Below are 1,791 nucleotides of genomic sequence, written 5' to 3'. Positions count from 1 at the left end.
CCGGATTTTGCCCGGTGCCGGTGGACTATCCAGCCGGTTTCCCACAGCGGCTCGCCGTCGGCACTGGTGCCGGTGTTCAGCCGGATATCATCATGGTTAGTCATGGCCACCGTAAAGGCCCGCGCCGGGCGCTTATGGAAGGCGACCGGCATCCACAGGCCACCGCGCTGTCCCCATTCGATCTCAATGCAGGAGAACCCGTGCCCGATGGCATCCAGCATATCCATCAGCATCTCGCTGAAGCCCGGCAGGTTGCGTATCCAGCCCTCAGCCTCTGCGGCGAGCTTAATTTCCGCTTCCGTGGCCTCTTTCGGCGGTTTGACGGCAAAGGGCAGCGTCAGCAACGCCCGTTTGCGCTTGGACAGCTCGGCGAACAGGTGGCCGTCACGCTCTTCCATGTCGGTGAAGAGGTCGCTCTGCTGCACCAGGTCACCGTCTTCCGCCGCCTTCAGGCAGAGATAGACCTTCTGCACGTCCAGCCCGGTGGACGGGTGCCCCTGGTGGTCCAGATACAGCATCGGATAATCACTGCTCTGCACCGGTTCGGCGGTATCTTCCCCGCGCCCGACCAGGCGTTTAAACAGGCTTTTAATGTCCATTTTTACCATCCTCCCGGACCGAACCCGTCGCCCCGGTCATCATAATCATCATCGTCCTCCCGGCGGTCGTCTGCGCCAGGCGGGCCAATCGGGATAAATTCAAAATTGCCCACGCTGCTGGCGGCGATGGCCCACAGCATATGCAGCCCGTCCGGGCCATCGTCGTGGTCGGCCATCGGGAAGTGTTTCAGCTGCTCAATCAGCGTGGTTAACCCGGACGCCAGCAAAATGCGCTTGTTCTCCATAAACGGCTGCAGGGACTCTATGCGTCCGGCTTTATCGGTGGTGGGGATCACCGCGCGGGCAGGCACCGGGATACCGGCTTTGAGGGACTCTTCAATCAGGATCTCACGCAGAAAGTCCTGGAACTGTACGGACTCAAACGCCCAGGCCACGCACCCGTGTTCCTTCTGCAGTTTTATGATATCGGTGATGATTTTCTTCGGGCGGCGGATACGGATATCGGCCACTTTCACCTTCAGCACCTTTTTGATGCGGTGCCAGCCCCCAATCAGCAATGCGCTGGGGTCGTTCCCCTTGCGGTTCTGCTTGCCGAGTGACGGATCACAGGCCCCGAAGTAGATGACATCGGGCTCCAGTTCGTCCCAGAAGTGAATGCACTCGTGGAAGATGGCGTTCTCGCCGTTCACCGGATCGTTCTGGTATTCCGCGTCGAACGCGCGGGTGCCGACCCGCACGCGGATGAGCATCAGTTCAATCAGGGGGCGGGCCGCCCACGACACGCGGGAGCCCCGGAGCATGGCTTTTTCGCGGCGGCGGTAGTACGCCTTCGCGGCCGCTTTCCCTTTGGTGCGCAGCAGCTCCTCCCACTCATCCCACAGGTCCATGTTCTCCGGCCAGGCGAGAATGGCCTGAAAGCGCCGGGCGTTCCAGGAAGGGTTTTTCATGGTGCGCGACAGCACCGAGTCGTAGTGCAGGATGGAGCCGACATAGATAATGTCGAGCTTCATGCCCGCCCCGCCGAGGGGTAACACGGTGCTGTTGAGCCACTTCTCCAGCTTGTCGCGCTGCTTAGGCGTCACGACGTTCTCGTCGTTCTCGAGGTCATCGAGGTGTACCAGGTCGGGACGGTGCGCCCCGTGCTTGCGGCCACGCAGGCTTTTACCCTGACCGGCGGCCTCAATCTTGATGCCGGTGGCGGTGAGGATACAGCCGATACGCCAGACGCGGC

Annotated in this window: 2 protein-coding genes; both read right to left on the bottom strand. The window is 61.4% G+C overall.

The features are described 5' to 3' along the window. The coding region (locus B9Y90_RS25995; protein ID WP_139827518.1) for a phage portal protein family protein at positions 1–599 on the bottom strand (599 nt) is incomplete at its 3' end. 2 nt (positions 600–601) lie between these two features. Beyond that, positions 602–1,791 (bottom strand): phage terminase large subunit (gene terL, locus B9Y90_RS25990; RefSeq protein WP_085543154.1); only part of this gene is annotated, 1,190 nt, incomplete at its 5' end.

It is taken from the genome of Cedecea sp. NFIX57 (genome assembly GCF_900177785.1).
In the GTDB taxonomy this organism is placed as follows: Bacteria; Pseudomonadota; Gammaproteobacteria; order Enterobacterales; family Enterobacteriaceae; genus Cedecea; species Cedecea neteri_C.
The sequence above is the reverse complement of the archived record's forward strand: the minus strand, read 5'-3'. Positions and strand labels throughout refer to the sequence as shown.